The organism is Roseovarius azorensis, assembly GCF_900109455.1.
GTDB lineage: Bacteria > Pseudomonadota > Alphaproteobacteria > Rhodobacterales > Rhodobacteraceae > Roseovarius > Roseovarius azorensis.
On the sequence record NZ_FOAG01000003.1, the window covers coordinates 288,959 to 311,389 of the forward strand.

The 22,431-nt window shown below is 64.8% G+C and carries 20 protein-coding genes; 7 read left to right on the forward strand and 13 right to left on the reverse strand.

Annotated elements, in window-relative coordinates:
* Window positions 1-7 precede the first annotated feature (7 nt).
* Window positions 8-1,054, forward strand: a complete 1,047-nt coding sequence (locus BSG08_RS06850; RefSeq protein WP_093034073.1) for a DMT family transporter — start codon at window positions 8-10, stop codon at window positions 1,052-1,054.
* Window positions 1,055-1,063: 9 nt separating this feature from the next.
* Here the strand turns inward: BSG08_RS06850 and BSG08_RS06855 are convergent, their stop codons facing one another.
* From BSG08_RS06855 to glpD, 10 genes are all read right to left on the reverse strand, one after another.
* The gene (locus BSG08_RS06855; RefSeq protein ID WP_093034076.1) at window positions 1,064-2,233 is read right to left on the reverse strand and encodes a glycosyltransferase family 2 protein; all 1,170 of its coding nucleotides are present in this window, start codon (window positions 2,231-2,233) and stop codon (window positions 1,064-1,066) included.
* 139 nt (window positions 2,234-2,372) lie between these two features.
* Entirely contained in the window at window positions 2,373-3,860 is a 1,488-nt protein-coding gene (glpK, locus tag BSG08_RS06860) for a glycerol kinase GlpK (protein ID WP_093034079.1), read from the reverse strand.
* Between the two features lie 162 nt (window positions 3,861-4,022).
* Window positions 4,023-5,741, reverse strand: a complete 1,719-nt coding sequence (locus BSG08_RS06865; protein ID WP_175544714.1) for an ABC transporter substrate-binding protein — start codon at window positions 5,739-5,741, stop codon at window positions 4,023-4,025.
* 65 nt (window positions 5,742-5,806) lie between these two features.
* On the reverse strand, window positions 5,807-6,079 hold the full coding sequence (locus tag BSG08_RS06870; RefSeq protein WP_093034085.1) for a DUF2160 domain-containing protein: 273 nt from the start codon (window positions 6,077-6,079) through the stop codon (window positions 5,807-5,809).
* The gene (locus BSG08_RS06875) at window positions 6,079-6,366 is read right to left on the reverse strand and encodes a hypothetical protein (protein ID WP_093034088.1); all 288 of its coding nucleotides are present in this window, start codon (window positions 6,364-6,366) and stop codon (window positions 6,079-6,081) included. Before BSG08_RS06875 ends, BSG08_RS06870 begins: the two co-directional genes overlap by 1 nt.
* Complete coding sequence (locus BSG08_RS06880) at window positions 6,366-7,208, reverse strand: carbohydrate ABC transporter permease (protein WP_093034091.1); 843 nt, start codon at window positions 7,206-7,208, stop codon at window positions 6,366-6,368. Before BSG08_RS06880 ends, BSG08_RS06875 begins: the two co-directional genes overlap by 1 nt.
* On the reverse strand, window positions 7,208-8,080 hold the full coding sequence (locus BSG08_RS06885) for a carbohydrate ABC transporter permease (protein WP_093034093.1): 873 nt from the start codon (window positions 8,078-8,080) through the stop codon (window positions 7,208-7,210). Before BSG08_RS06885 ends, BSG08_RS06880 begins: the two co-directional genes overlap by 1 nt.
* A 205-nt stretch (window positions 8,081-8,285) precedes the next feature.
* A complete protein-coding gene (locus BSG08_RS06890; protein WP_093034096.1) occupies window positions 8,286-9,380 on the reverse strand; it encodes an ABC transporter ATP-binding protein in 1,095 nt (364 codons plus the stop codon).
* A 9-nt stretch (window positions 9,381-9,389) separates the two neighbouring features.
* Entirely contained in the window at window positions 9,390-10,478 is a 1,089-nt protein-coding gene (locus tag BSG08_RS06895) for an ABC transporter ATP-binding protein (protein WP_093034099.1), read from the reverse strand.
* Between the two features lie 15 nt (window positions 10,479-10,493).
* Window positions 10,494-12,104, reverse strand: a complete 1,611-nt coding sequence (gene glpD, locus BSG08_RS06900; protein WP_093034102.1) for a glycerol-3-phosphate dehydrogenase — start codon at window positions 12,102-12,104, stop codon at window positions 10,494-10,496.
* 290 nt (window positions 12,105-12,394) lie between these two features.
* Here glpD and BSG08_RS06905 point away from each other — a divergent pair, with 290 nt between their 5' ends.
* Window positions 12,395-13,171 (forward strand): DeoR/GlpR family DNA-binding transcription regulator, encoded by a 777-nt coding sequence (locus BSG08_RS06905; protein ID WP_093034312.1) that lies wholly within the window; start codon window positions 12,395-12,397, stop codon window positions 13,169-13,171.
* 30 nt (window positions 13,172-13,201) lie between these two features.
* On the opposite strand, the gene BSG08_RS06910 is transcribed toward BSG08_RS06905, so the two are convergent.
* Together BSG08_RS06910 and BSG08_RS06915 are read right to left on the reverse strand one after the other, a co-directional pair.
* Complete coding sequence (locus BSG08_RS06910) at window positions 13,202-14,398, reverse strand: DegT/DnrJ/EryC1/StrS family aminotransferase (RefSeq protein WP_093034104.1); 1,197 nt, start codon at window positions 14,396-14,398, stop codon at window positions 13,202-13,204.
* Between the two features lie 90 nt (window positions 14,399-14,488).
* Entirely contained in the window at window positions 14,489-15,154 is a 666-nt protein-coding gene (locus BSG08_RS06915; protein WP_093034107.1) for an HAD-IA family hydrolase, read from the reverse strand.
* Window positions 15,155-15,299: 145 nt separating this feature from the next.
* Here BSG08_RS06915 and glmU point away from each other — a divergent pair, with 145 nt between their 5' ends.
* Both glmU and glmS read left to right on the forward strand, forming a co-directional pair.
* Complete coding sequence (gene glmU, locus BSG08_RS06920) at window positions 15,300-16,655, forward strand: bifunctional UDP-N-acetylglucosamine diphosphorylase/glucosamine-1-phosphate N-acetyltransferase GlmU (RefSeq protein WP_093034110.1); 1,356 nt, start codon at window positions 15,300-15,302, stop codon at window positions 16,653-16,655.
* A complete protein-coding gene (gene glmS / locus BSG08_RS06925; protein WP_093034112.1) occupies window positions 16,655-18,478 on the forward strand; it encodes a glutamine--fructose-6-phosphate transaminase (isomerizing) in 1,824 nt (607 codons plus the stop codon). Before glmU ends, glmS begins: the two co-directional genes overlap by 1 nt.
* Window positions 18,479-18,512: 34 nt before the next feature.
* On the opposite strand, the gene BSG08_RS06930 is transcribed toward glmS, so the two are convergent.
* Window positions 18,513-18,962 carry a hypothetical protein gene (locus tag BSG08_RS06930; protein ID WP_093034115.1) on the reverse strand — a complete coding sequence of 150 codons (450 nt, stop codon included), beginning with the start codon at window positions 18,960-18,962 and terminating at the stop codon, window positions 18,513-18,515.
* 85 nt (window positions 18,963-19,047) lie between these two features.
* Here BSG08_RS06930 and moaA point away from each other — a divergent pair, with 85 nt between their 5' ends.
* From moaA to BSG08_RS06945, 3 genes are read left to right on the forward strand one after another with little or no spacing between them, the layout of a single operon-like run.
* Window positions 19,048-20,055: a GTP 3',8-cyclase MoaA gene (gene moaA, locus BSG08_RS06935; RefSeq protein ID WP_093034117.1), complete on the forward strand. Its 1,008-nt coding sequence runs from the start codon at window positions 19,048-19,050 to the stop codon at window positions 20,053-20,055.
* Window positions 20,055-21,344 carry a 3-deoxy-D-manno-octulosonic acid transferase gene (locus tag BSG08_RS06940; protein ID WP_093034120.1) on the forward strand — a complete coding sequence of 430 codons (1,290 nt, stop codon included), beginning with the start codon at window positions 20,055-20,057 and terminating at the stop codon, window positions 21,342-21,344. The genes moaA and BSG08_RS06940 overlap by 1 nt, the downstream gene beginning before the upstream one ends.
* Window positions 21,345-21,381: 37 nt before the next feature.
* Window positions 21,382-22,410, forward strand: a complete 1,029-nt coding sequence (locus BSG08_RS06945) for a glycosyltransferase family 4 protein (RefSeq protein WP_093034123.1) — start codon at window positions 21,382-21,384, stop codon at window positions 22,408-22,410.
* Window positions 22,411-22,431 lie beyond the last annotated feature (21 nt).

Sequence of the window (22,431 nt, forward strand, 5' to 3'; positions counted from 1 at the left end):
ACTCATCATGAGCCATACCAGCACCCAAGTCATTCCCGATGCCTCCAAGATCATGTTCGGCGCAACGCTTGCCTGGATCGCCGTCCTGATCTACGCCTCCTCGAATTCCATCGTCTCGCTGCTGGCCGAAATCGGATCGCAGAACCGGGTGATGGGGCGCAACGTCATCACCTACTGCAACCTGCTCTTCGTCGGCTCACTGATGTCGATGGTGCCGATGGTCATCATGTTCTGGCGCGACTGGACATGGGAGAACCTCGCCAAACTCGGCCGCAGGCACTGGGCGATCCTGACCGCCTCGGCCTTCTTTTCCTCGGCGCTGACGCCCGGCCTCTTCTTTTACGCGATCGAGAATACAACAGTGACCAATGTGGTGCTGATGGGGCGGATCGAGCCGCCGCTCTTTCTGATCGCCGCCTGGGCCATCCTGCGCGAGGAATTCGAGCCGTGGTCGTTTGTCGCCGGCCTCGTGGCGCTGGTCGGCGCGGTGGTGATGATCGTGATGAACACCGACGACAACAGCTTTGTCTTCGGCAAGGGCGAGATTGGCGCACTGCTGGCGACGCTCTCCTACATCGCCTCGACACTCATCGCACGCACCGGGCTGCGTGGCATCCCGATGGGGATCTTCGCGATCTACCGGACGGCGGTGGGCACCACGTTCTACTTCTTCCTCGCGATCTATCTCTTCGGCATCAACCATTTCGAGGACGTGTTTCACCCCGTCGTCTGGCAATGGGTCTGGATCTATGCGGTGATCGTGGTGATCTGCGGACAATTTGCCTGGGCGCTCGGGTTGAAATACGCCCGTTCCGGCGATGTCTCGCTGGCCACGTCCTTTTCACCGCTGGCGGCGATCCTGATCGCCATGATGCTCTTGGGCGAGGATCCCGGTCCCGGCCTCATCCCCGGTGGCGCGATCATCCTTGCGGCGATCGGCATCGGCCAGTATGGCCGGATGCGCAGGCAGCATCAGGCGGACAGCGACGCCCGCAAACTGGCCCGCGACCGCGCGCTCGAACATGAGGGCGAGGTAAATTTCAAGGGCGCGTGACGCGCGTCCTCAGCCGTCCGGCGGCCTGCCGTAGCTCTGGAACACCTCGCGTGGCCCGCAATCCTCCGACGCCTGCCCGGTCAGCCGTGCAAGCGCGGCACGTTTGATCGCCCGCGCCGCGCCTATATCAAGGGCGGTGTCGGGGACAAAACCGGTGATCGCACCGCCCGCCCCCACGTCCGGCATCAGCAACAGTTCGACCGAAAGACTGCCGCACAGCGCATCGCGCATTGCAACCGCCGCCGCCAGCGCCGCCATGCCATCCGCCCCCGGACAGGGGGCCAGAACACACAGACCCGCGGCATTGGCGTGCGGCGCAAACTCACGCGCCTGCGACAACGGCAGCATCCGCGCCGTCGGATAGGGTGCCAGAACCTCGCGCAACACCTGCGCCTCGGGCGTATCGCTGGCCCCCAGACAGACGGTGACGCGCCCGCCCGCGGACGATTTCGCCACCAACACCCCCAGCGCGTGCCGGATGACCTGCCCGGCGTCCGGCGCGACGGTCACGATTTCCCGCGTTATCGCCTCCGCCTGCCGACTCAGGAAAAAGTGCAGGATTTCCTCTGCCATGTTGTTGTAATGGCCCACGTCGCGCGTATCGTGGATGATCCGGCCGATATCGACCTCCTCGACGCGATAACCCGCCGCATGCACCCGCAGCATCGCGTCGATATCGACCGCGTAATCGCCGGTCAGCAGCTGATGCGCGATCAGCGATTTGTCAAACAGATATATCCCCGTATTGGGCGCGCGCAGATGCCCCAGTCCGGGGAACATCAGCCGCAGCGCAGGCGCGACCAGCAGCCGCGTCATCGGCATGTTGTCCATGGGATCGTTCCACGCGCCCTTGATCAGCCCCACTCCGGGCGCGCGGGCGGCGGGCATGCGGGCAAAGAGCGCGGTTTCGAACCGGCCCAGATCGGCGTCCACCTTCATCACCCAGTCATGCGTCGCGGCGGCAATGCCCGCGCGCACGGCATGGCCCATGCCGGTGCGCGGCTCCTCGATCACCCGCGCACCGGCGGCGCGCGCCTCGGTGGCGGTGGCATCCTGCGAGCCGTTGTCGATCACGACAATCTCGGCCACATCGGCCATCGCAGACATCACCGTGACCACCTGCCGGATGGTCTGCGCCTCGTTTCTTGCGGGAACGATCACCGTGACCGGATCGGCCATTCTCTCTCCTTCGGCCCCTCGACCGACACTACATCCATGAAAAGCCTAATCGGGCCAATGCCGGATCACAACAGACTGCCCACTCACACCCGACAAACACCGCGCGAGGACGCTCGCCCGTTATTGACCGGCAACCGCGCTAGAATGCAAGCGTCGCCTCCACGGCGCGCGTCCAGGCGGCGATCTTTTCCTGCCGGCGGCGCTCTGGCATGGCGGGCAGAAACTGCCGGTCCAGCGCCCATGTGGCGGCAAACTCGGCCTGCCCCGGATAAAGCCCGATCTGCATCCCCGCAAGCCACGCCGCACCCAGCGCCGTGGTCTCCAGAACCTGCGGGCGGTCCACCGGCGCGTCGATGATGTCCGATAAAAACTGCATCGCCCAGTCGCTCGCACTCATCCCGCCATCCACCCGCAGCACCGCCTGCGCGCCCTGTCCGGCCCAGTCGTCACGCATCGCCTGCAGCAGATCACGGGTCTGGAATCCCACGCTCTCCAGCGCCGCGCGCGCCAGCTCCTCGGGCCGCGAATTGCGCGTCAGACCAAAGATCGCCCCCCGGCAGTCGGGCCGCCAATAGGGCGCGCCAAGCCCGGTAAAGGCAGGCACCAGAACGACATTCTGCCCCGGATCGGCCTTTTCCGCCAGCGGCTGCGTTTCGCTGGCCTCGCGGATGATCTTCAGCCCGTCGCGCAGCCATTGGACCACGGCGCCCGCCACAAAAATCGACCCTTCCAGCGCATAGGTAGGTTTGCCGTCCAGCTGATAGGCGATGGTGGTGAGCAGCCGGTTCTGCGATACCACCGGCGTATCGCCGGTGTTGAGCAGGGCAAAACAGCCTGTGCCATATGTGGATTTCAGCATGCCGGGCCGAAAACACGCCTGCCCCACCGTCGCCGCCTGCTGATCGCCAGCGACGCCCCGGATGGGTATCTCGCGACCGAAAAGATCGTCCCGCACCATGCCGAAGTCGGCGGCGCTGTCGCGCACCTCGGGGAGCATCCGCATTGGAATACCCAGCAGATCACAGATGGTCCGGCTCCAGCGCCCCTTGCGGATGTCATAGAGCAGCGTGCGCGCGGCATTGGTGGCGTCGGTGGCATGCACCCTGCCGCCCGTGAGTTTCCATATGAGAAAGCAGTCAACCGTGCCGAACAGCAGATCGCCCGCCTGCGCCTTGCTCCGCGCGCCCTCCACGTTCTCCAGGATCCAGCGCAGCTTGGTTCCCGAAAAATACGGGTCCAGCAACAGCCCGGTTCGCTCGGTCACTATCGGCTCGTGCCCCGCCGCACGCAGGTCCGCGCAGTAATCGGCGGTGCGCCGGTCCTGCCAGACGATCGCATTGTGAATGGCCCTGCCGGTGTGCCGGTCCCAGACCACCGTGGTCTCGCGCTGATTGGTGATGCCGATGGCGGCGATATCGGCCACGTTCAGCCCCGCCTTCTCGATCACCGCGCGGCAGGTGCCCGCCGTGGTGGACCACAGATCGTTCGGATCATGCTCGACCCAGCCCGATTGCGGGAAATGCTGTTCGAACTCCTCCTGCGCCATCGCCACCAGCCGCATCGAAGCGTCAAACAGGATCGCCCGACTCGAGGTCGTGCCCTGGTCAATGGCGAGGATATGAGACATGGCTCTGTCCGCTTGCTATGGATGTCATGTTCTCCCGCGTCATCATCCGGCTCGACCGGATGATCTCCCGAACCGGAGATCCTCGGGGCAAGCCCGAGGATGACCCGTCTTCCGGCACCGCGTCACCGCCCGGCATGACCGGGCGATGACAGGCCGCCGCCTTTACTGCCAGGACTTGATCAGCTCATCATAGGCGATGGTGATCGGCTCTTCGTCCTCGTTCTCCAGCTTGGCCTTGGGCGCGCCGGGTTGTGACAGCCAATAGGCCTCGTCCTGCGGCTCGTTCAGCTTGGGTCCGATATCGCCCTGAACGCCCGCACGCTCCAGCCGCTCCAGCACCCGCTCCTGATCGGCGCAGAGCGCGTTCAGTGCCTCCTGCGGGGTCTTGGCCCCCGACATTGCATCACCGATGTTCTGCCACCAGAGTTGCGCCAGCTTGGGATAGTCCGGCACGTTGGTGCCCGTGGGCGACCACTGCACGCGGGCGGGCGAGCGGTAGAACTCGACCAGACCGCCCAGCTTGTCGGCGCGCTCGGTAAAGCTCTCGTGCTGGATCGTCGACTCGCGGATGAAGGTCAGGCCGACATGGCTTTTCTTCACGTCCACGGTCTTGGAGGTGATGAACTGCGCATAGAGCCAGGCCGCCTTGGCGCGGTCCACGGGCGTGGATTTCATCAGCGTCCAGCTGCCTGCATCCTGATAGCCCACCTTCATGCCCTCTTCCCAGTAGACGCCGTGCGGGCTGGGGGCCATGCGCCACTTGGGCGTGCCGTCCGCGTTCATCACCGGCAGGTCGGGTTTCACCGACGCGGCGGTAAAGGCCGTGTACCAGAACATCTGCTGCGCCACGTTGCCCTGAGCGGGGATCGGGCCCGCCTCGGAAAAGGTCATGCCGGCGGCTGCCGGGGGCGAGTATTTCTCCAGCCATTCGATCGCCTTGGTCACCGCATAGACCGCAGCCGGGCCATTGGTCGCCCCGCCTCGCGCCACGCAGGAACCGACGGGCTGGCTGTTCTCGTTGACACGGATGCCCCATTCATCGACCGGCAGACCGTTCGGCTCACCCTTGTCGCCCATTCCGGCCATGGACATCCAGGCATCGGTATAGCGCCAGCCAAGGCTGGGATCCTTCTTGCCATAGTCCATGTTGCCAAAGACTTCGCCTTCGACGCCCAGATGGCTCAGATCGCGCCCGGTGAAGAATTCGGCGATGTCCTCATAGGCCGACCAGTTGACCGGAACGCCCAGATCATAGCCGTATTTCTCCTTGAAATCCGCCTTGTTCTTGTCGTCGTTGAACCAGTCGTAGCGGAACCAGTAGAGGTTGGCGAACTGCTGGTCAGGCAGTTGATAGACCTTGCCATCGGGCCCGGTGGTAAAGCTCAGCCCGACGAAATCCTCAAGATCGAGGTTGGGATTGGTCACATCCGCGCCCTCGCCCGCCATCCAGTCGGTCAGGTTGCGCGCCTGCTGATAGCGCCAATGGGTGCCGATGAGATCCGAGTCGTTGATATATGCGTCGTAGATGTTTTCGCCCGACTGCATCTGGGTCTGCAGCTTTTCAACCACATCCCCCTCGCCGATGAGGTCATGGGTGACCGTGATGCCGGTAATCGCGGCAAAGGCCGGGGCCAGCACCTTGGATTCGTAGCTATGCGTGTCGATGGTTTCCGACACGACCTTGATCTGCATGCCCGCAAAGGGCTGGGCGGCGTCGATGAACCATTGCATCTCGGCCTCCTGCTCGGCGCGGCTGAGCGACGACAGATCGCCGATCTCCGTGTCCAGAAACGCGCGTGCGGCGTTCATGTCCGCAAAGGCCGGCCCGGCCAACAGGCCCAGCGACACCAGCGCGGTGGTTGTGGTCATTCGTAAGTTCATGGTTTCCCTCCCTGAAGAACTTTTGAATATTCACGCCCGGAAATCCCCGGACGCCGGTTTCCCGACTACACCCAGCGAAACACCGCCGCGGCATAGACCAGGCAGACGATCAGCGCATAGGGTTGGTTCGCGCCGACAATCCCGAGCCAGGCCAGATTGATGAAGGCCGAACCCAGAAGCGTAATGAAAAGCCGATCCCCCCGCGTGGTCTCGATCCTGAGGATACCAACGCGCGGGGTCTCGGGGAATTTTATGGCCAGTATCGTGAAGGTGATGAGCAACATCGCGATGATCCCGAAGAAGATCGCCGTGGGCCATGTCCATGCCATCCAGTCCATCACGACCACTCCTTTTTAACATTCATATGAACCGGGACTGAAAAGCGAAGTCGGTGGCTGCTAACACGTTTTAATTCTCCACCTGCTTCCACGATGGAGAGAACTTTGAGGCCGCTCTTTGCGGTGGCGTCAACCTCTACGTTGACTTCAAACTCAACTAATCGCTCCGTCCAAACTGGTTTCCCTTCGATTGCGGCAGGTGCAATTGCCTTGTCTTCGTCGGAGGCTGAACGAACCCCCTGTAATATCTCTAGAAGAGACTTCTTTATAAACTCGTTGAGTTCCATCACACCCTCCCCAACGCAAAGCCCTTGGCGATGTAATTCCGCACGAAATAGATCACCAAGGCCCCCGGCACGATGGTCAGCACCCCCGCCGCCGCCAGAACGCCCCAATCCAGACCGCTCGCCGAGACCGTGCGCGTCATGGTCGCCGCAATCGGCTTGGCGTCCACGCTCGTCAGCGTGCGCGACAGCAACAGTTCCACCCATGAGAACATGAAGCAAAAGAATGCGGCCACGCCGACACCGCTGGCGATCAGCGGCATGAAAATCTTGACGAAAAACCGCGGAAAGGAATAGCCGTCGATATAGGCGGTCTCGTCGATCTCCTTGGGCACACCGCGCATGAACCCCTCCAGGATCCACACCGCCAGAGGCACGTTGAACAGGCAATGCGCCAGCGCCACGGCGATATGCGTATCGAAAAGACCCACCGAGGAATAAAGCTGAAAGAACGGCAGCGCAAAGACCGCCGGCGGCGCCATCCGGTTGGTCAACAGCCAGAAGAACAGGTGCTTGTCGCCCATGAAATTATAGCGCGAGAACGCATAGGCCGCAGGCAGCGCCACCGCGACCGACAGGACCGTGTTCATCACCACGTAGATCAGCGAATTGACATAGCCCATGTACCAACTGGCATCGGTCAGGATCGTGGCATAGTTGGCGAGCGTCAGGTTCTGCGGCCAGAGCGAGAAGACGCCGAGAATCTCGTCATTGGTCTTGAGGCTCATGTTGACCAGCCAGTAGATCGGCAGCATCAGGAACACGAGGTAAAGCACCATCACCACATTGACCCGCGGCAGGCTGAGGCTGCGTGCGGCGCTTCGGGATGCGGTCAGATCGGCCATCACTTGCCCTCCCGTTTGTCGAGATTGACCATGACGGTGTAAAACACCCATGAAATCAGCAGGATCACGAGGAAATACATGATCGAGAACGCCGCCGCCGGACCAAGGTCGAACTGCCCCAGCGCCATTTTCACCAGATCAATCGACAGGAACGTCGTCGCATTGCCCGGACCGCCGCCGGTGACCACGAAAGGCTCCGTATAGATCATGAAGCTGTCCATGAACCGCAGCAGGATCGCGATCATCAGCACGCCTGCCATCTTGGGCAGCTCGATATAGCGGAACACCGCCCAGCGGCTGGCCTGATCTATCTTGGCCGCCTGATAATAGGCGTCCGGGATGGATTGCAGCCCGGCATAGGCCAGAAGCGCGACCAGCGAGGTCCAGTGCCAGACATCCATGACGATCACCGTCACCCAGGCGGCGCGGATATCCTGCGTGTAGTTGTAGGAAATCCCCAGCGCATCCAGCGTATGACCCAGAAGCCCGATATCGACCCGGCCAAAGATCTGCCAGATGGTGCCGACCACATTCCACGGAATGAGCAGCGGCAGCGACATCAGCACAAGACAGAGCGACGCCCAGAAGCCGCGCTTGGGCATGTTGAGCGCTACAATGATGCCAAGCGGGATTTCAATTGCCAGAATGATCGCAGAGAATATCGCCTGCCGCGCCAGCGCATCCCACATCCGCTGGGACGAGAGCATGTCCTCGAACCATTCCAGCCCCGCCCAGAAGAACTGATTGTTGCCGAACGTGTCCTGCACCGAATAGTTGACCACGGTCATCAGCGGGATGACGGCGGAAAACGCCACCAGAACCAGCACCGGCAGGACCAGGAACCAGGCCTTTTGATTGACCGTCTTTTCCATCAGGCCGCCTTTCGTTTTGGGTGATGGTGGATGTCATCCTCGGGCCTGACCCGGGGATCTTCAGCCGCAAACGCCTCTCCGTCATCCTCGGGCTTGACCCGAGGATCTCCGGCCCGACAGATCCTCGGGTCAAGCCCGAGGATGACGGGGGGATTGGCCGGGAATACAGGGCCGGGTCGGTCGGTTTCGCGGCAAGCAACAAAACTCATGCCGCCACCTCGATGCGAGAGCGGGGCGCGACGCGCCAGTCGTCGGAATAGACATTGACCGCCGCAGGGTCAAAACCGATCCGCGTCACGCCGGGCGCGATTCCGGCGCCCTCGGCGGCGATGGCATTGATCTCGACGCCGTTGAAATCGCAGCGGATGATCTTGTGCCGCCCGACATCCTCGACGCGGCGGATCGTGACCGGCAATCCGCCATCCCCGACTGCCAGCCGCACGAATTCGGGCCGCACCCCGATCTGCACATGCCCCGAGGGCCGCGCGTATTCGGCCCCGAGCGGCACCTCGACACCGCCCACGCGGGCGGTTGTCCCCTCGACTTCGGCATCGAGAAGATTCATGCCGGGCGAGCCGATGAAATAGCCCACGAACGTATGCTCCGGCCGCTCGAACAGTTCCTGCGGCGTGCCCATCTGCACCACGCGCCCGTCATGCATCACCACCACCTTGTCGGCGAATGTCAGCGCCTCGGTCTGATCATGCGTCACATAGATCATCGTATGGCCAAACTCGTGATGCAGCGCCTTCAGCTGCGTCCTGAGTTCCCATTTCATATGCGGGTCGATCACCGTCAGCGGCTCGTCGAACAAGAGGGCATTCACGTCCTCGCGCACCATGCCCCGGCCAAGGCTGATCTTCTGCTTGGCGTCGGCGGTCAGCCCGCGCGCCTTGCGGCCCAGTTCCGCCTCCATCCCAATCATGCGCGCGATGGCCTGCACCCGGTCGGCGATGTATTGCACGGACGCCCCCCGGTTGCGCAGCGGAAAGGCAAGGTTGTCGCGCACCGTCATGGTGTCGTAGACCACCGGAAACTGGAACACCTGCGCGATATTGCGCGCGGCGGTGGCCTGATCGGTGACATCCGCATCATTGAACAGGATGCGCCCCTGCGACGGGCGCAAAAGGCCCGAAATGATATTGAGCAGCGTGGACTTGCCACAGCCCGACGCCCCGAGCAGCGCATAGGCCTCGCCATCGCCCCAGACATGGTTCAGCTCCTTGAGCGCCCAGTCCTCCGGCGTGGCCGGATCGGGCAGGTAGGAATGCGCCAGATTATCAAGCGTGATTTTCGCCATTACCCCCCCTCACGCCGCCATCGCATAGGCCGCAGGCGCCACCAGCGCGCCGTCCGCGTCAAAGACATAGACATGCGCCGGATCCAGATAGACCCGCAGCGCAGCCCCCAGTTTCAACTCGCGCACCCCGTGGATCAGACCCACCCAGCGCTCGCCGTGATGATCGAGATGGACAAAGGTTTCCGATCCGGTGATCTCGGTGACGCTGAGGCGCGTGTCGAACACCAGCGCCTCGCCCGCCGCCTGTTCCAGTTCCAGGTGGTTGGGGCGGAACCCGGCCATATAGTCGCCATCGCGCAGCCCGGTCATGCTGCCGATCGCGGGCGCGCTCTGCCCCTCGCCGAACAGGATACGCCCGCCCGATTTGGTGACCCGCAGGAAATTCATCGGCGGATCGCTGAACACCCGCGCGGTGGTGGCGTCATTCGGCTGCCGGTAGACCTTTGGCGTCGGCCCGAACTGCGTCACCCGCCCCTCCCACAGCGTCGCGGTGTTGCCACCCAGCAGCAGCGCCTCTTCCGGCTCGGTCGTGGCATAGACGAAAATGCTGCCCGCCGCCTCGAATATCCTGGGGATTTCGGCGCGCAATTCCTCACGCAGCTTGTAATCCAGATTGGCCAGCGGCTCATCGAGCAGCACCAGCCCCGCATCCTTGACCAGCGCCCGCGCCAGCGCACAGCGCTGCTGCTGTCCGCCCGACAACTCCAGCGGCTTGCGCCCCAGCATCGGCGTGAGCTGCATCAGATCGGCGGTCCTGCGCACCGCCGCGTCAATCTCGGCCGCCGATTTCCCCATCAGCCGCATCGGCGAGGCGATGTTGTCATAAACGCTCATCGAGGGGTAGTTGATGAACTGCTGATAGACCATCGCCACCTTGCGATCCTGCACGCGCATGCCCGTCACATCCTGCCCATGCCAGAAAATCCGGCCCCCCTGCGGCACATCCAGCCCCGCCATCAGCCGCATCAGCGAGGTCTTGCCCGACAGCGTTGGCCCGAGCAGCACGTTCATCGTGCCGGACTCGAGCACCAGGTCGGTCGGATGGATATGCACCCGCCCGTTCACGACCTTCGAAACCCCCTCCAGTATCAGCGCCATGCGATCACCCCTCACTCATCCCTCGGCGACCGCGGGGCGCGCGCCCCCCATGCCCCGCTCCTGTCGCATCCACTCCTCCAGCGCGTCGATCTGCGCGCCGGTCATCTTCAGCCCCAACCGGGTGCGCCGCCAGACCACATCCTCGGCCTCGCTGGCAAATTCATGTCGCATCTGCCAGCGCACTTCGGCCGCCGTCAGCGTCGCGCCGAACTCGGGGCCAAGGTCGGCAGCGCTGCGCGCATCGCCCAGAATATCCACCGCCTCGGTGCCATAGGCCCGCACCAGACGCCGCGCCCAGGCCGCCGTCAGGAACGGATAGCCCCGCCGCAAACTCTCGATCAGCCGCTCCACCCCGTCAACGGGGAAATCGCCCCCCGGCAACGGCACACCCGCCGTCCAGTCGCCACCCGTCCCGGGAAAGAACGGCGTCAGCTTTGCCAGCGCAGCCTCGGCCAGCTTGCGATAGGTGGTGATCTTGCCACCAAACACGTTCAACAGCGGCACGCCTTCCCCCCCGACCAGGGACAGCACATAGTCCCGCGTCGCCGCCGTGGCCGATTTGGCCCCGTCATCATAGAGCGGCCGCACGCCGGAATAGGTCCAGACGATATCCTCGCGGGTGACGGGCCGCTCGAAATACTCGGATGCAAAGCGGCACAGGTACTCGGCCTCCTCCGGCGTGCATTCGGGACGCTCACCGGCATCGCCGTGTTCGGCATCGGTCGTACCGATCAGGGTGAACTCGCCCTCATAGGGAATGGCAAAGATGATCCGCCCGTCAGTGCCCTGAAAGAAATAGCACTTGTCGTGATCGTACAGCTTGCGGGTCACGATATGGCTGCCCCGCACCAGCCGGACGCCCTCGGACGAATTGAGCCGCAGGGTATTGGTGATCACATCCCTGACCCATGGCCCACCGGCATTGACCAGCGCACGCGACCGCACCACCTCTGTCGCGCCGGTCGCCTGATCCTCCAGCGTCACATGCCACAGATCGCCAACCCGCTCCGCCGACTGTACCCGCGTGCGCACCCGGATGCGCGCGCCGCGCGCGGCGGCGTCGCGCGCATTGAGCACCACCAGGCGGCTGTCCTCGATCCAGCAGTCGGAATATTCATAGGCCTGGGTGAACTTGTCCTTGAGCGGCTTGCCCTCGGGCGCGCGCGCCAGATCCAGCGTGGTCGTGCCAGGCAGGATCTGGCGCCCGCCCAGATGATCATAGAGAAATAGCCCGAGCCGGATCAGCCAGGCCGGGCGCCGCCCCTTCATCCACGGCATGATCACGTTGAGAATGCGCGAGGTGGGCGTTTCGCCCTCGAACCGCATGTCGCGATGCCAGGGCAGGACGAAACGCATCGGCCAGCTGATATGCGGCATGGCGCGCAACAGGGTTTCACGCTCGATCAGCGCCTCGCGCACCAGGCGGATCTCGAAATATTCCAGATAGCGCAACCCGCCATGAAACAGCTTGGTCGATGCCGAAGAGGTCGCCGATGCAAGATCGCTCATCTCCGCCAGCTCGACGCTCAGCCCCCGGCCCGCCGCATCGCGCGCGATGCCACAGCCGTTGATCCCGCCGCCAATCACAAACAGATCGACACATCTGTCTTGCGAACCCTGCGACACGCGCCCCTCCCTGTGCAACCTGAACACAAGCGAACCATCTTTTTCTATCTATGGTCAACAAGGAATGTTCGTTTTTTTTCTTTTTTTGCGACCTATATTGATTTCATTGACAAATTCACAGGCGATCCCGACACGCCCATGACTGTTGGTCGCATTACCCAAGATCACGTTACGTCACGCGACCATTCCGAACCGCGATTCGCGCGCCTCGCCGCATCGCAGCACAGCAGATGCTTGCAAGGCGCGGCAAAACGAACATAATCGAACCGAAAACCGATCAGGGACAGCCCATGTCGCAAACCTTTCGCCTGCCGGATATCCTTGAAATCGCCCGCACCGAGGGCAAGGTCACCGTCGAAGGTCTCGCCGAGCGCTTTGACGTCACCGTCCAGACCATCCGCCGCGACCTCACCGAACTGGCCAATACGGGCAAGCTCGAACGTGTCCACGGCGGTGCGATCCTGCCATCGGGTGTCACCAACATCCTTTACGAGGAGCGCCGCCGCCTCAACGAACCCGCCAAGGCCGCCATCGGGCGCGCCTGCGCCGCGGCGATTCCGCATGACGCCTCGGTCTTTCTCGACATCGGCACCACCACCGAGGCGGTGGCGCGCGAGCTGATGGACCACCGCAACCTGATGGTGGTGACCAACAACATGAACGTGGCGCAGATCCTGCTTGCCAACAAGGACTGCGAGATCGTGGTCGCGGGCGGCGCGCTCCGGCGCTCGGATAACGGTCTGGTCGGCAATCTCACAGCACGCACCATCGAGAATTTCAAGTTCGACTTCGCCATTCTCGGCTGCTCCGCGCTCGACGAGGACGGCGACATGCTGGATTTCGACATTCAGGAGGTGCTCGTCGGCCAGACCCTTCTCAACCGCTCGCGCGAGGTGTTTCTCGTCGCCGACCATTCCAAGTTCCAGCGCAGCGCGCCGGTGCGCATCGGATCGCTGCGCGATGTCGATCAATTCTTTACCGACCTGCCCCCGCCCGCGCTTCTTGCCGAAACCTGCGCCGGCTGGGGCACCCGGGTGCATGTGGCGCAGCCCCTCAACACGGGCTGAGCCGCGCCCCGCCAACCGTTGCCGCCCTGCTCAGACCTGGGCCTGAAACACCGCCCCCACCTCGCCCCGGATGATCCGTGCGATCTGCGCGCAATCCTCAAGGCTGAACGTCAGCGGCAGCCGCATGTCAACAATGCCACGCAGAATCCGGTCGCTCGCGGGCATGGGCGCACTCGGCGCATAGCGCCAACTGTCATAGCGGCTGGTGAACCCGCTCGGCTCGGACGCGCCAAACCACTTGAGTTCCACCCCGCGCGCCAGACACCGCCCGAGCACATCGCGAATCCGCGCGCCCTCCCAGTCCAGCAGCAGAAACTGGATGGAGGAACCGACATAGCGCTCATGTTCCGCCCGCTCCACCACCGTCAGCCCCGGCGTGCCGCGCAGCCCCTCCTCGACCACCCGATAGCGTTCGTTCCACTTTTCGCATTGCGCATCCAGCGCCCGCAACTGTGGCCGCAGGATCGCCGCGCGCAGATGATCCATCCGCCCCGAAACATTGGGCGTGTCGTATTTCACCCGCTCGAACACGTCGTCAGGCGGCACCGTGCCGTGGCGCTTGTAGAGCATGTAGGATCCCGACAGGATCACCGCCCGCGCCATCACCTCGTCGTCATCGGTGATCAGAAACCCGCCCTCGCCGGAATTGATGTGCTTGTAGGTCTGCGTCGAATAACAGCCCACCCTGCCCCAGCGCCCCGAGGGCACGCCGCGCCACGCCGCCCCCATCGTATGCGCGCAATCCTCGATCACGGTGACGCCCGCACCGTCGCAGATCGCCATCAGCGCATCCATATCCGCCAGATGCCCGCGCATGTGGCTCAGCATCAGCACATCCGCCTGATCCGCCTTGGCCGCCAGATCCTCCAGATCAATCGTCAGCGCCTCGGTCACCCCGACAAAGACCGGCACCGCCCCCACGCTCGCGATCGCCCCCGGCACCGGGGCCAGCGTAAAGGCGTTGCTCAGCACCCGGTCCCCCGGTCCAATACCCAGCGCACGCAGCGCCGTGGCCATCGCATAACCGCCCGAGGTCACGGCAAGCGCGTATTTCGCCCCGGTATAATCCGCAAATTCCCGTTCCAGCGCCGCCACCTCGCCCGGCTCATCGTCCACGAGGTTGTAACGATGCAGCCGCCCCGAGCGCAGCACGTCGAGCGCCGCCGCAATCCCCTCTTCGGGGATCGGCTCCTGCTGGGTAAACTTGCCTTTGAAAATCTCTGTCATGTGGGATGTTTTGGGGCGGGAGCGGTGGCAGGTCAATGGTTTCCACTCGGCGATCCTGCATCTTTCGAAAACCCGAAACCAGCCTGCGCGCTACCCGATAAGCCGCGCCACGACGTCCGGCAATTCGTCAAAATGCGCAATCATCGCCTCGGGCGTCAGGGCCGCCACGGCGTCCCCATTCGGCCCGAAGGTCACCAGGACGGACGGCACCCCCGCCGCGCGCGCGGTTTCCCGGTCGGTATCCGAATCCCCGACCAGCAGACACCGCGCCGGAACGCCGCCCGCACGCCGCACGGTTTCCCGCAAATGCTCGGGATCGGGCTTGCGCACTGCCAGCGTGTCGGCCCCGGTCAGGGCCTGAAACGCCCCAAGAACCCCCAACCGCTGCAGCAGCAGACGCGCCAGCGCCTCGGGCTTGTTGGTGCAGACCGCCACCCGGTAGCCTTCCGCGCTCAACTCCTCGACCGCCGTCATCGCGCCGGGATAAAGCACCGTATGCACGTTGATCGCGCTCCGGTAGGCCTCCAGCAGCACCGGATACTGCCGGTCGATCTCGGCCCGGTCCCCGGCCCGCCCCAGCCGCTCCATCCCGAGGCTTAGCATCGCCCGTCCGCCGCGCAGCGCGACCCCGGCATCGCGCACGGGATCCAGCAGGTCACCCACACCCATGCCCCGGAAACAGGCATTGGCGGCGGCGATCAGATCGCCGCTCGTATCGGCCAGCGTGCCGTCAAGATCGAACACCACCGTGCGCATTGCCCCGCCTTTCCTGTTCCGCAGCCGCATGGCGGCGTTCTGCCCATCTCTGTGTCATCCCGGTAACCACGTTTGATGGGACGCACCCTTGCACCTTTGTCCCAACCCGATAAAACCTGCGCTCAGGAAATACAAAGGGAAACGCATGGCCATCGCCCTCATCATCCTTGCCGCAGGTCAGGGCACGCGCATGAATTCCGACCTGCCCAAGGTGCTGCACCCAATCGCAGGCGCGCCGATGCTGTTGCACGCGATGCAATCGGGCGCAACACTCGACCCCGATCACACGATCATCGTCGCCGGTCACGGCGCCGATGCGGTGACGGCCGTGGCTCAGGCCCATGACCCCGGCGCGCAGGTGGTGCTGCAGACCGAACAGCTTGGCACCGCCCATGCCGTCGCACAGGCCGCCCCGGCGCTTGGCGACTATCCCGGCGACGCGCTCGTGCTCTATGGCGACACACCTTTCATCCAGCCCGAAACGCTTGAGAAAATGGTCGCCGCCCGCGCCCGCCACGACATTGTGATCCTCGGGTTCGCGGCCGCCGATCCGGGCCGCTACGGACGGCTCGTCACCGAGGGCGAGACCCTGGCCCGCATCGTCGAATTCAAGGACGCCACCCCCGGCGAACGCGACATCACGCTCTGCAACAGCGGCGTCATCCTGGCCCCCGCACCGCTGCTCTTCGATCTCATCGCCGAGGTCGGCAATGACAACGCGGCGGGCGAATACTACCTGACCGACATCGTTGCCCTGGCGCGTGCCCGTGGCCTTTCGGCCACCGCCGTCACCTGCCCCGAGTCCGAGACCATGGGCATCAATTCGCGCACCGAGCTCAGCCTCGCCGAGGCCGCCTTTCAGGCCCGCGCCCGCGCCGGGGCGCTGGAAAACGGCGTCACCATGCCCGCGCCCGAAACCGTGCATTTCGCCTATGACACCCATGTCGGCCGCGACAGCGTGATCGAACAGAACGTGGTTTTCGGCCCCGGCGTCACCATCGAGACCGGCGCGCATATCCGCGCCTTCTGCCATCTTGAAGGCTGCCATGTGGCGCGCGGCGCGGTGGTGGGGCCCTACGCCCGACTGCGCCCCGGCGCCGAACTCGGCGAGGAGACCCGCGTCGGCAATTTCGTCGAGATCAAGAACGCCATCATCGACGAAGGCGCCAAGGTCAACCACCTCAGTTATATCGGCGATGCACATCTGGGCGCGGGCACGAACGTGGGCGCAGGCACCATCACCTGCAATTATGACGGCGTCAGCAAACACCACACCGAGATCGGCAAAAACGTCTTCATCGGCTCCAACACTATGCTGATAGCACCGGTCACCGTGGGCGACGATGCGCTGACCGGATCGGGCTCGGTCATCACCCGCGACGTCGAACCCGGCGCGCTCGCCATCGCCCGCGCCGAACAGGTGAACAAACCGGGCATGGCACGAAAATTGTTCGATTTGTTAAAATCAAAGGCGTCAAGACGCGAAAAAGGGGCAGAATAATGTGCGGTATTGTCGGGGTTCTGGGCGAGCACGAGGTCGCGCCCATTCTGGTCGAGGCGCTCAAACGGCTCGAATATCGCGGTTATGACAGCGCCGGGATCGCCACGGTCAGCAATGGTCATCTGGACCGCCGCCGCGCCGTGGGCAAGCTGGTCAATCTCTCCGACCTGCTGGTGCATCAACCGCTCGCGGGCAAGGCCGGGATCGGCCACACCCGCTGGGCCACCCACGGCGCGCCGACCGAGGCCAACGCCCATCCGCACAAATCCGGCCCCGTCGCCGTGGTTCACAACGGCATCATCGAGAATTACCGCGAACTGCGCGCCGAACTGGCTGCGGCGGGCATCGGCCATGAAACCGATACCGACACCGAAACCGTGGCGCTGCTCACCCATCACTACATGACGCAGGGCATGGATGCCGCCTCTGCCGCCCGCGCCACCATCGCCCGGCTCGAAGGCGCCTACGCGCTGTGCTTTCTCTTCGACGGCGAACCCGACCTGCTGGTCGCGGCGCGCAAGGGCAGCCCGCTGGCCATCGGTCATGGCGCGGGCGAGATGTTCGTGGGATCGGATGCGATCGCGCTGGCGCCGATGACCGACAGCATCACCTATCTCGAAGAGGGCGACATCGCCGTCGTCACCCGCCAGAGCCTGACCATCACCGATGCGCAGGGCCGCCTTGCCAACCGGTCCGTCAAGACCATCGAGATCGACAGCGCCCGCGTCGACAAGGCCGGACACAAGCATTTCATGGCCAAGGAAATCGCCGAGCAGCCCTCGGTCATCGGCGCGGCGCTCAGCCACTACCTGAGCGCGGACGGGCGCAACATCGTCCTGCCCGACACGATGCCCGATTTCGCCACCATCTCACGCCTGACGATGGTGGCCTGCGGTACCGCCTATTACGCCTGCCTGACCGCGAAATACTGGTTCGAGCGGCTGGCCGGTCTGCCCGTAGAGGTCGACATCGCCTCGGAATTCCGCTACCGCGAACCGCCCATCACCCCCGGCACGCTTGCGCTCTTCGTCAGCCAGTCGGGCGAGACCGCCGATACGCTCGCCGCGCTGCGTTATTGCACCGACCGGGTCGACACGATCCTGTCGGTGGTCAATGTCGCCGAAAGCTCGATCGCCCGCGAGAGCGATCTGGCGCTGCCGATCCTCGCCGGGGCGGAAATCGGCGTGGCCTCGACCAAGGCCTTCACCTGCCAGCTGACCGTGCTCCTGCTGCTGGCCCTCAGGGCGGCGCATGCGCGCGGACAGATCGACGATGACCGGCTCGCCGACATCCTCTCAAGCCTGCGCGCGCTGCCCTCCACGCTCAACACCGCGATGGAGCGCAACACCCAGATCAGGATCGTGGCCCGGCAGCTTTCCACCTCGGAAAACGCGCTCTTTCTGGGGCGCGGCCTGATGTATCCGCTGGCGCTGGAAGGCGCGCTGAAACTCAAGGAAATCAGCTATATCCACGCCGAGGCCTATGCCTCCGGCGAGTTGAAACACGGGCCCATCGCGCTCATCGACGACACCATGCCGGTGATCGTCATGGCACCCTGTGACGCGCTCTTCGACAAGACCGTCTCGAACATGCAGGAGGTGATGGCGCGCGGCGGTCGCATCCTGCTGATCTCGGACGCGCGTGGCATCGCCACGGCAGGCGACGGCGTATGGCAAACCGTCTCGATGCCCGATATCGACCCGATCCTGTCGCCCATCCTCTACGCGCTGCCCGCGCAACTGCTGGCCTATCATACGGCGGTGGCCAAGGGCACGGACGTGGACCAGCCGCGCAATCTGGCAAAATCGGTTACGGTGGAGTGACGGCCTGCCCCCGCCGCGATCGCCGCACGCAGCCCTACTCCGCCAACCTGTAGACCCGCAACTCCGGCAACCCCGTCAGCGGCGCGCCGATCAGCCGGAACGCCGCCAGCGACAACTGGCTGCCCGCGCCCTCGGGCGCATCGAGCGGGATCAGATCGACGGCGACGGATTTGCCTGTTGCAGGATAATCCACCCGGCCCCTGGCCGACTCCCGGACCAGAGGCGTCTTGAGCCATAGCCCCGGCTCTCCCGGCGCGCCCAAGGACGCCACGGTGCGCCCCAGTTCCCGCGCCGCGCCCGTTTCGGCGGCGGCCACGGCGGCCTGCCGCTCTGCCTCGGTCGTGCTGTCCAGCGTCTCCGCGGTGCGCGGCGCGGCAACCTGCGCCGCCGGGTCTTGCGCGGGCGCGCGACCAAGGATCCGCTCCACCTGCGCACAGCCTCCCAAGGCCACAATCACACCGGCGATGAGCATCCAATACTTCATATGTCCACCCTACCCGCCGATGCTTTGCCTCACAACGGACAACATGTCCCTTGCCCCGCCCGCGCCGCGCGCATAGATTTCTCGCATGACAGCACCGCTCATAGATCCGTTCCAGCGCGCCATCTCCTATCTGCGCGTCTCCGTCACCGACCGCTGCGATTTCCGCTGCGTCTACTGCATGTCGGAAAACATGACCTTCCTGCCCAAGCGCGAATTGCTGACGCTAGAGGAACTGGATCGCATGTGTTCCGCCTTCATCGGCATGGGTGTGGAAAAACTGCGCATTACCGGCGGCGAACCTCTGGTGCGCAAGGGCATCATGACCTTTTTCGACGCCATGACCCGCCATCTCGACAGCGGCGCATTGAAGGAACTGACGCTCACCACCAACGGCAGCCAGATGGAACGCTTCGCCCGCGATCTATATGCAGCGGGCGTGCGCCGGGTGAACATCTCGCTCGACACGCTCGACGAACGGAAATTCGCGGACATCACCCGCTGGGGCCGCCTGGCGCAGGTGCTCAAGGGCATTGACGCGGCACAAGACGCCGGCCTGCGGGTCAAGATCAACACCGTCGCCCTCAAGGGCTTTAACGAGGACGAACTCTTTACCCTCGCCGACTGGTGCGCCAGCCGCGACATGGACCTCACCTTCATCGAGGTCATGCCGATGGGCGACATCGGCAACGAGGACCGGCTGGGCCAGTACTGGAAACTCTCCGACCTGCGCGCCCGCCTGCGCGAGCGGTTCACCCTCACCGACCTTCCCGAACGCACCGGCGGCCCCGCCCGCTATGTGCGGATCGAGGAAACGGGCCAGAAAATCGGCTTCATCACCCCCCTCACCCACAATTTCTGCGAAAGCTGCAACCGCGTGCGCCTGACCTGCACCGGCGAGCTTTACATGTGCCTCGGCCAGGAGGACATGGCCGACCTGCGCGCGCCCCTGCGCAACAACCCCGACAATGACGCGCCCCTGCGGGAGACCATTCGCGCGGCAATTGCGCGCAAACCCAAAGGGCATGATTTCGACTATTCCCGCCAGTCCGTCGACGGTCGCGTGTCGCGCCACATGAGCCATACCGGCGGCTGATGTCCCGCACCGCGGCGCCCCTGCCCCTCCGGCTCTACAGCGCGGCGGCAAATCTGCTTGGACCGCTCGCCTATGCCCGCGTCCGCCGCAAGCTCGCGGCGCATGGCACGCCCCCCGCCCGCTGGCCCGAGCGCATGGGTCACGCCACGCTGCCCCGCCCCGACGGGCGGCTCGTCTGGTTTCACGCCGCCTCGGTCGGCGAGAGCGTTTCGGTCCTGCGTCTCATCGCGCATTGGGCCGAAACGCGCCCCGATCTCGAATTCCTGCTGACCTCCGGCACCGCCACCTCGGCGCAGGTGGTGGCCTCGCGCCTGCCACCCCGCACCCGGCACCAGTTCGCTCCGCTCGACACACAGGCCGCCGTCCGCCGTTTCCTCGCCCATTGGCGGCCCGACGCGGCGATCTTCGTCGAGAGCGAGCTTTGGCCGCAAATGCTGCACGAAAGCCACGCGGCAGACATCCCCCTCGCCCTGCTCAACGCCCGGATATCCGATCGCTCCGCCCGCAACTGGCAACGCGCACCCCGCACCGCCCGCCATCTCATGGGGATATTCCGCATCATCCGCTGTCAGGACGCGCGCACCGTGGCCCATCTCCACTCCATCGGCCTCGACCGGGCGCAACAGGGGCCCAATCTCAAATCCCTCTCCGGCCCGCTGCCCTTTGACCACGACGAACAGACCCGTCTGACAGCGCAAATCGGCGACCGCCCCCTCTGGCTCGCGGCCTCCACCCATCCGGGCGAGGACGAGATCATGCTGGCCGCGCATCAATCGCTGCTCGCCACCTGTCCCGACGCCCTCCTGATCCTCGTCCCCCGCCACCCCGAACGCGGCCTCGCGCTGGAAACCCTGATCGCCGCGCACCGCCTCGACGCCGCCCGCCGCGCCATTGGCGACCGGATCACTGCCCGGACCCAGGTCTATCTCGCCGATACGCTGGGCGAGACCGGGCTTTGGTATGCGCTCTGCCCGCTGACCTGCCTTTGCGGCTCTTTCACCCCGGTGGGCGGGCACACGCCCTATGAACCCGCCCATGCCGGATCGGCCATCCTGCACGGCCCGCTCTATGCCAATTTCTCCGAGATCTACCCTGCCCTCGACGCCTCCGGCGCGGCGCGCGAGGTGGCCGACGCCGCCGAACTGGTCCGCGCCCTGGTCGGACTGCTGGACGATCCCGCAGCCCTTGACACCATGCGCCGGAACGCCCGGAACTTCGCCGCAACGCAAGAGGATGCGCTCGACCAGATCACCGCCGACCTCTCGACCGCCCTCGGACTCGCCCCATGACCCCGCGCTTCATCTTGTCAGAAATACTCAGCCCCCTATGCCCGAACTGATCGTCACCAATTTCAACCGCAATTTCACCGGCGTCTCGGCAACGGCGGCAGGGGTGGTGCGCATCCAGCAGGGGCGCTATGACATGGCGCTTGCGGGCGTGGCGCTGCCCGGCTGCCCCGCGCCGATCAGCCCCGCCGAGGCGCGCCGCCTGTCGCGCCTCCCGCCCGAGGGCCGTCCCTTCACCATCTGGCACGTGCGGCGCAACACCGAAATGCGCGCCGCCCTCTGGGCGCGCGATGTGCTGCGCCTGCCCGTCCGTATCGTCTTTACCTCTGCCGCTCAGCGGCGGCATTCCGCCTTTCCCCGCTGGCTCATCGCGCGCATGGACGCGGTCATCGCCACCACCGACGCGGCGGCCGGCTATGTCCCGCATGTCCGCGCCGTGGTGCCGCACGGGGTGGATTGCGCCCGCTTCACCCCCGCCCCCGATCGTGCCGCCGCATGGGCGGCAACCGGCTATCCGGGCGCACGGGGCCTCGCCACCATCGGCCGCATCCGTCCCGAAAAAGGCACCGACCGCTTTGTCGAGGCAATGCTGCACCTGTTGCCGCGCCACCCGGACGTCACCGCCCTTGTCATCGGGCGCGGGGCCCGATCCGACCAGGACTTTCTGGACGGGCTTAGGGCGCGGATCGCCGCCGCCGGCCTCTCGGATCGCATCCTCTTTCCGGGCGAGGTGGCGCCCGACGCCTTGCCCGCCCTGATCCGCGCCCTGACCTCCATCGTGCAACTGCCACGTTACGAGGGCTACGGCATGGCCCCGCTCGAGGGCATGGCCTCGGGCGTGCCCTTCGTAGCCACCGATGCCGGCTATTACCGGAACTTTTCCGCCCAGGGCACAGCCGGGATCGTCACCGAGGACGCCACCGGAGCGCTCGACGCGCTCCTCGCTGACCCGGCGCGCCACGCCGCCATGGCCCGCGCCGCCCGCGCCGTGGCCGAGGCCGGTTTCAGCATCGAACACGAGGCAGACGGCATCGGGCGGGTCTACGACATGCTCTGGTCGGGACAGTAGGGCCGGGTTTTCACCGGACGC